Origin of the sequence: Phenylobacterium sp., from assembly GCF_030646615.1 — a bacterium.
Taxonomy (GTDB): domain Bacteria; phylum Pseudomonadota; class Alphaproteobacteria; order Caulobacterales; family Caulobacteraceae; genus Phenylobacterium.
Genome location: NZ_JAUSLG010000039.1, coordinates 20,558 through 28,149, shown reverse-complemented (window position 1 = coordinate 28,149; position 7,592 = coordinate 20,558). Strand labels below are relative to the sequence as shown.

Annotated in this window: 6 protein-coding genes; all 6 read left to right on the top strand. The window is 67.5% G+C overall.

Going from position 1 to position 7,592, the window contains the following annotated elements:
- A partial coding sequence (gene nuoL / locus Q7S93_RS06705) for an NADH-quinone oxidoreductase subunit L (protein WP_304712966.1) occupies nt 1–1,442 on the top strand: 1,442 nt, incomplete at its 5' end.
- A 14-nt stretch (nt 1,443–1,456) separates the two neighbouring features.
- Nucleotides 1,457–2,944: an NADH-quinone oxidoreductase subunit M gene (locus Q7S93_RS06700; RefSeq protein ID WP_304712965.1), complete on the top strand. Its 1,488-nt coding sequence runs from the start codon at nt 1,457–1,459 to the stop codon at nt 2,942–2,944.
- A 13-nt stretch (nt 2,945–2,957) separates the two neighbouring features.
- Complete coding sequence (gene nuoN, locus Q7S93_RS06695) at nt 2,958–4,388, top strand: NADH-quinone oxidoreductase subunit NuoN (protein WP_304712964.1); 1,431 nt, start codon at nt 2,958–2,960, stop codon at nt 4,386–4,388.
- Nucleotide 4,389: 1 nt separating this feature from the next.
- The gene (locus Q7S93_RS06690) at nt 4,390–5,133 is read left to right on the top strand and encodes a biotin--[acetyl-CoA-carboxylase] ligase (protein ID WP_304712963.1); all 744 of its coding nucleotides are present in this window, start codon (nt 4,390–4,392) and stop codon (nt 5,131–5,133) included.
- On the top strand, nt 5,130–5,906 hold the full coding sequence (locus Q7S93_RS06685) for a type III pantothenate kinase (protein WP_304712968.1): 777 nt from the start codon (nt 5,130–5,132) through the stop codon (nt 5,904–5,906). The genes Q7S93_RS06690 and Q7S93_RS06685 overlap by 4 nt, the downstream gene beginning before the upstream one ends.
- Nucleotides 5,906–7,588 (top strand): ribonuclease J, encoded by a 1,683-nt coding sequence (locus Q7S93_RS06680; RefSeq protein ID WP_304712962.1) that lies wholly within the window; start codon nt 5,906–5,908, stop codon nt 7,586–7,588. The genes Q7S93_RS06685 and Q7S93_RS06680 overlap by 1 nt, the downstream gene beginning before the upstream one ends.
- Nucleotides 7,589–7,592 lie beyond the last annotated feature (4 nt).

Here is a 7,592-nt window from a genome sequence, read left to right as displayed (position 1 = left end):
GGGTTGAGGAATTCGCCGCCGTCGGCTGGCAGTTCGCCGGCCAGACCTGGCACGCCATGGACCTCGCCTGCGCCCTGCTGTTCGTCGGCGCCATGGGCAAGTCGGCCCAGTTCTTCCTGCACACCTGGCTGCCGGACGCCATGGAAGGCCCGACCCCGGTCTCGGCCCTGATCCACGCCGCCACCATGGTGACGGCCGGCGTCTATATGGTCTGCCTGCTGTCGCCGATGTTCGAATATGCGCCGGTGGCCAAGCAGATCGTCACCCTGGTGGGCGCGGTCACGGCCCTGTTCGCCGCCACGGTGGGTCTGGCCCAGAACGACATCAAGCGGGTAATCGCCTATTCGACCTGTTCGCAGCTTGGCTACATGTTCTTCGCGGCGGGCGTCGGCGCCTATCAGGCGGCCATGTTCCACCTGTTCACCCACGCCTTCTTCAAGGCCCTGTTGTTCCTCGGCGCCGGCTCGGTGATCCACGGCATGCACCACGAGCAGGACATGCGGAAGATGGGCGCCCTCTGGAAGCTGCTGCCGGTCACCTATGCGGTGATGGTCATCGGCACCCTGGCCATCACCGGCTTCGGCATCCCCGACCTGCATCTGGGCTTCGCCGGCTTCTATTCCAAGGACACCATCATCGAGGCGGCCTATGCCGCCGGCGAAGAGAACGGCATCGCCTATTTCGCCTTCGTGATCGGCATCCTGGCCGCGGCGCTGACCGCCTACTATTCCTGGCGCCTGGCCTTCATGACCTTCCACGGTCACGCCAAATGGGGTCACGAGCCCCATGACGACCACGCCCATGCGCCGGCCCAGCATGAGACCCATGACGAGCCTCTGCCGGACGCCCATGATCATGGGCATCATCACGCGCATACGCCGCACGAGAGCCCCCTGGTGATGGTGGTTCCCCTGCTGCTCCTGGCGTTGGGCGCCGTCGCGGCGGGCTTTGTCTTCGTCGAGCACTTCGTCGGCGACCATCAGGCCGAGTTCTGGCGCGGCGCCATCTTTACCGCGCCCACCAACCATGTGCTGGAACATGCCCACCATGTGCCGCAGTGGGTGCTCTATGCGCCGCTGGTGGCGTCCATGCTGGGCCTGGCCATCGCCTTCTACATCTATGTGCTGCGCGAGGGCCTCGGCGCCCGGATGGCGGCCAAGGAGGGGCCGGTCTGGACCTTCCTCTACAACAAGTGGTTCTTCGACGAGCTCTACAACGCCACCTTCGTGCGCGCCGCCCGCGGCCTGGGCGACCTCTTCTGGAAGGTCGGCGACCAGAAGATCATCGACGGCGTCGGACCCAACGGCGTGGCTGCGGTATCGGCGGCGATCGGCCGGCGGACCGGCAAGCTGCAGACCGGCTTCGTCTACCACTATGCGTTTGTGATGCTGCTTGGGGTGGCGGGGCTTCTGTCCTTCGCCCTCTACGCCTGGGCGGCCTGAGGCGGGGATAAGTCATGACCGGCATTCTCTCGCTCATCACCTACGCGCCCGTCGCGGGCATCGCGGCCATCCTGGCCCTGCGGTTCATTGCGCCAGCCGGTAGCGCCAGGTCGGCTGACCTAGCCAAATGGGTCGCGCTCGTCACCACCCTGGTGACGCTGGCCCTGTCCCTGGTCATGCTCGGCCAGTTCGACCGCACGACGGCCGACTTCCAGTTCGTGGAGGACTTCGCCTGGTTCGGCGGACTCCATTACCGCATGGGCGTGGACGGCATTTCGGTGCTGTTCGTGGTGCTCACCGCCTTCCTGATGCCGCTCTGCATCGCCGCCTCCTGGCGTTCGATCGAGCATCGCATCGAGGAATATCTCATCGCCTTCCTGGCGCTGGAGACCCTGGTCATCGGCGTGTTCTGCGCCCTCGACCTGATCCTCTTCTACGTCTTCTTCGAGTTCGGCCTGGCGCCGATGTTCCTGATCATCGGGGTCTGGGGCGGCAAGAACCGGGTCTATGCGGCCTTCAAGTTCTTCCTCTACACCCTGCTGGGCTCAGTGCTGATGCTGGCCGCGGTGCTCGGCATGATCGGCATCACCGGCACCTCCTCGATCCCGGAGCTGATGACCTACGACTTCGGTCAGGAGATCCAGATCTGGCTGTGGCTGGCCTTCTTCGCCTCGTTCGCGGTGAAGATGCCCATGTGGCCGGTGCACACCTGGCTGCCCGACGCGCACGTGGAGGCGCCCACCGCCGGTTCGGTGATCCTGGCCGGCGTGCTGCTGAAGATGGGCGGCTATGGGTTCATGCGCTTCTCCCTGCCCATGTTCCCCGACGCCTCGGTGTTTTTCACGCCGCTGGTCTTCGCCCTGTCGGTGATCGCCATCGTCTACACCTCGCTGGTCGCTTTCCGGCAGACCGACATCAAGAAGCTGATCGCCTATTCCTCCGTGGCCCATATGGGCTTCGTGACGCTGGGCATCTTCTCCGGCAACGCCCAGGGCGAGCAGGGCGCCATCTTCCAGATGGTCAGCCATGGTCTGATCTCCGGCGCGCTCTTCCTCTGTGTCGGGGTGGTCTATGACCGGATGCACACCCGCGAGATCGCCTTCTATGGCGGCCTGGTGAACCGGATGCCCTGGTACGCGGCCATCTTCCTGCTGTTCACCATGGGCAATGTCGGCCTGCCGGGCACCTCGGGCTTCGTCGGCGAGATCCTGACCATGACCGGCGCCTATCAGGCCTCCACCTGGGCGGCCATCGTGGCGGCCACCGGGGTCATCCTCTCGGCCGTCTATGCGCTCAGCCTCTATCGCCGGGTCGTGTTCGGCGAGCTCACCAATCCGGCCCTGGCCGAGATCAAGGACCTCAACTGGCGGGAGGTGGCGATCTTCGCCCCCCTGATCCTGGGGACCCTCTATCTCGGCATCTATCCGGCCGCCGTTTTCGACATCACCCAGGCCTCGGTCGACAATCTGGTCGCGGTCTACCGCGCTGCGACCGGCGGGTGAGGGGGCTTTTGCGATGAATTTCTCCGCTGATCTGAGCCTCGCCCTTCCCGAGGTGATCCTGGCTGCAGGCGCCCTTGCCCTGCTGGTCTGGGGCGCCTTCCAGAGCCGCGCCAACGCGGTGTTCAGCCTGGCCGCCGTGGCCCTGCTGGTCGCCGCCGGCGCCGCGGCCGTGCTCGGTCCCATGGGCCGCGGCTTCTCCGGCGGCCTGATCGCCGACCAGGCCTCGGCCTTCGCCAAGGTGGCCATCTACGCCGCCAGCGCCATCGCCATCCCGCTCGGCCAGCCGTGGTTCCAGCGCCGCGGCGTGAACAATTTCGAGTTCCCGGTCCTGATCATCCTGGCCGCGCTTGGCATGGGGATGATGGCCTCGGCCGGGGACCTGATCTCGCTCTATATCGGCGTCGAGCTGCACTCCCTGGCGCTCTATGTCCTGGCCGCCATTCACCGGGACAACGCCAAGGCGTCCGAGGCCGGCCTGAAGTATTTCGTCCTGGGCGCCCTGTCCTCGGGGCTGCTGCTCTATGGCGCCTCGCTGATCTATGGCTTCGCCGGTTCGACCCATTTCGATGTCATCGCCCAGTCCGTCGAGGGCGGGGCGGGCGTCGGCGTGCTGTTCGGCCTCGTCTTCCTGATCTGCGGCCTGGCCTTCAAGATCTCGGCCGCGCCCTTCCACATGTGGACGCCGGACGTCTATGAGGGCGCGCCGACCCCGGTTGTCGCCTTCTTCGGCGCGGCCCCCAAGATGGCGGCCATGGTGCTGTTCGCCCGGGTCCTGGCCGAGGGCTTCGGCGGCGCGGCGGACCAGTGGCGCCAGATTCTGGTGATCATCGCGCTCGCCTCCGTGGCGGTCGGCGCCTTCGCCGGCCTGGCCCAGAGCAATCTGAAGCGTCTGTGGGCCTATTCCTCGATCGCCAATATCGGCTACGCCGTCCTGGGCCTGGCCTCGGGCGACGCCGCCGGCATTCAGGCCATGCTGGTCTTCATGGTCCTCTACATGGTCGACGTGACCGGCTTCTTCGCCTGCCTGGCGGCCCTGTCGCGGGACGGTCGTCCGATGGAGACCATTTCGGACATGGCCGGCCTGTTCAAGGAACGCCCCGGCATTGCGCTCGCCATGAGCGCGTTCGCCCTGTCAGCGCTCGGCCTGCCGCCCTTCTCGGGCTTCTGGGCCAAGTTCTATGTGTTCAAGGCGGCCATTGGGGCGGGCCTCGGCGTCGCCGCCGTCGTGGCCCTGGTCGGCAGCGTGGTCGCGGCCTTCTACTATCTGCGCCTGATCAAGGTGATGTGGTTCGATCCCGCCGTCGGCGCCACCGACGCCCCGCCGGTGGAGGCCAAGGCGATCGCCATTGCGCTGGCCCTGTTCACCTTCCCGGTCGTCCTGGTGGCTCTGGCCTTCATCGATCCGCTGGCTGCGGCTGCGGCCGCCGCTTTCGGCCTGGCCTGATTTGGCCAGCGTCCACCCGCCGATCGCGTTCTACGACGAGCTCGACTCCACCAATGCCGAGGCCCGCCGACGGGCCGAGGCCGGCGAGGCGGGCCCCCAGTGGATCGCCGCCCTCAACCAGACATCCGGGCGAGGCCGCCGCGGCCGACCCTGGGAGACGGGATCGGGCAATCTGGCCGCCACCCTGCTGATGGTCACCGACCGGCCGGCGGCTGAGGCGGCGCAACTGTCCTTCGTCACCGCCCTGGCCGCCGCCGATCTGGCCGAGCGTTTCCTGGGCGCCGACCTTGTGAGCGTGAAGTGGCCCAACGACCTGCTGATCGGCGGGCGCAAGGCCGCCGGCATTCTGGTGGAATCCGGCGCGCGGCCCGACGGCCGCATCTGGCTGGCGGTCGGCATCGGCGTCAACCTGGCCGCTGCGCCGGTGGCCGCCGAGCGCCCGTCGGCGACCTTCGCCGAACATATGGCTGGGGCTCCCCCCAGTCCGCAGGAGGCCCTTGGGGTCCTGGCGACGGCCTTCGAAACCTGGCGTAGTCTCTGGGCCGGCCGGGGCTTCGCCGCCATCGCCCAGGGCTGGACCCTGCGGGCCCATGGCCTGGGCCAGCCCTGCGTCGCCCGCCTGCCGCAGGAGACGGTGGAGGGGATCGCCGAGGGCATGGAGGCCGACGGCGCCCTGCGGCTGCGTCTGGCTGATGGTCAGGTCCGGCGGATCACCGCCGGCGATGTTTTCTTTGGAGACGCCTGATGCTCTTGGCCATCGAACAGGGCAACACCAACACCCTCTTCGCCGTGCACGACGGCGAGACCTGGATCGCCCAGTGGCGGGCGGCCACCGACTCCACGCGCACCGCCGACGAATACGCCGTCTGGCTCTCGCAGCTGCTGCACATGGCCGGGCTGCAGTTCGGGGTGCTGGACGCCTGCATCATCTCCAGCGTGGTGCCGCAGTCGATCTTCAACCTGCGCAACCTGGCCCGCCGCTACCTGCACGTTGAGCCCCTGGTGATCGGCGAGAACGCCAAGCTCGGGATCGCCGTGCGGATCGACAAGCCCTCGGAGGCCGGCGCCGATCGCCTGGTCAACGCCATCGGCGCCCATATCCAATATTCCGGGCCGCTGATCGTCATCGACTCCGGCACCGCCACCACCTTCGATGTGATCGCCGAGGACGGTGGTTTCGAGGGCGGCGTGATCGCGCCGGGGATCAATCTTTCGATGGAGGCCCTGCATGCGGCCGCCGCCAAGCTGCCGCGGGTGGCGATCCAGAAGCCCCAGCAGGTGATCGGCAAGGACACGGTCGGCGCCATGCAGTCGGGCGTCTTCTGGGGCTATATTGCGCTGATCGAGGGCCTGATCACCCGGATCAAGGCCGAATGGCCGCAACCGCTGACGGTGATTGCAACCGGCGGCGTCGCTTCGCTTTTCCACGGGGCAAGTCTGGCGATCGATCATTTCGATCCCGACCTGACCATACGGGGTCTGCTGGAGATCCACCGCCGCAACCTCGGAGGCGCCTGATGGCCGCCAATAAGACCCAGGACGAACTCGTCTTCCTCCCGCTCGGCGGGTCGAACGAGATCGGCATGAACTTCAACCTGTACGGCTTTGGGCCGCCCCATGCGCGCAAGTGGATCATCGTCGATCTCGGCGTGACCTTCGGCGACCTGACGACTCCGGGGGTGGACCTGATCCTGCCTGATCCGGAATTCATCGAGGAGCATGCCGACGACATCCTCGGCATCGTCCTGACCCACGCCCACGAAGACCATATCGGCGCGGTGGCCTGGCTGTGGCCGCGGCTGCGCGCGCCGCTCTACGCCACGCCCTTCACCGCCTTCCTGCTGCGCGAGAAGCTGCGGGAAGGGGGCCTTGAGGGCCAGGTGGAGATCAATGTGGTGCCGCTGGGCGGCCGCGTGACCCTCGGCCCCTTCGAGATCGACCTGATCACCCTGACCCACTCGATCCCCGAGCCCAACGGCCTGTCGATCCGCACGCCCCTGGGCACCGTCCTGCACACCGGCGACTGGAAGATCGATCCCGACCCGGTGCTGGGCGAAGCCACCGACGAGGCCTTCATCCGCCAGCTGGGGGACGAGGGCGTCCTGGCCATGGTCTGCGATTCCACCAATGTCTTCGTCGACGGCGAAGCCGGCTCCGAGGCCGATGTCCGCGATGCGCTGGCGCAACTGATCGGCCAGCTGAAGGGCAAGGTGGCGGTGGCCTGCTTCGCCTCCAATGTGGCGCGGATGGATTCGGTGATCCGGGCCGCGGAGGCCAATGGCCGCCGGGTCTGCCTGGTGGGGCGCTCCATGCACCGGATGGCGGCTGCCGCCCGGTCGGTCGGCCTGTTCAAGGGGCTGAAGGACTTTGTCAACGAGAGCGAGGCCGGCTACTTCCCCGCCGACTCCATCCTCTATCTCTGCACCGGCAGCCAGGGGGAGGCCCGTGCGGCCCTGTCGCGGATCTCCGAGGGGACCCATCCCCATGTGAACCTGAGCAAGGGCGATTCCTGCGTTTTCTCCTCGCGGGTCATCCCAGGCAACGAGATCGCCATTCGCAACCTGCAGAACCGCATGGCCGACCGCGGCGTGCGGCTCTACACCGATAAGGACCATCCCGGGATCCACGTTTCGGGTCACCCCTGCCGGGACGAGCTGGCGCGCATGTACGCCTGGGCCCGTCCGGAGATCGCCATCCCCACCCATGGGGAGCGCCGCCACCTGCTGGAGCACGCGGCCTTCGCCCGGGATCTTCAGGTTCCGCAGACCGTCGCCCCGCGCAACGGCGACATGGTTCGCCTGGCGCCTGGCCGCGCTGAGATCATCGACGAAACCCCGGCCGGCCGCCTTTATGTCGACGCCAATGTGGTGGTCAGCGAGAACGGCGAAGCCCTGCGCGAGCGCCGCCATGCCGCCCACAACGGCGTGGTCACGGTGGCTGTCGCCCTGGACAGCCGCGGGAAGATCACCTCGGGGCCGCAGGTGCGCGCCATCGGCATGCCCACCGATGACGACTATCCCCTGGAGGAGGCCCTCGACGACCTGGCCGAAGAGGCCGAGCGCGCCTTGTCACGCCTGTCAGGTGCAGACCGCGACCTGGACCAGGCCGTCGAAACCGCCATGTCGCGGGCCGTCAAAAAGGCCTGCCAACGGGTTTGGGGCCGTCGGCCCGTGGTCGAGACCACGGTCCTGCGACTTTAGGGTC

What these genes read in the sequence shown, in the direction of transcription:
- Q7S93_RS06700 (WP_304712965.1), top strand. Translation starts at nt 1,457, where the DNA reads ATGACCGGCATTCTCTCGCTCATCACCTACGCGCCCGTCGCGGGCATC.
- nuoN (WP_304712964.1), top strand. Translation starts at nt 2,958, where the DNA reads ATGAATTTCTCCGCTGATCTGAGCCTCGCCCTTCCCGAGGTGATCCTG.
- Q7S93_RS06680 (WP_304712962.1), top strand. Translation starts at nt 5,906, where the DNA reads ATGGCCGCCAATAAGACCCAGGACGAACTCGTCTTCCTCCCGCTCGGC.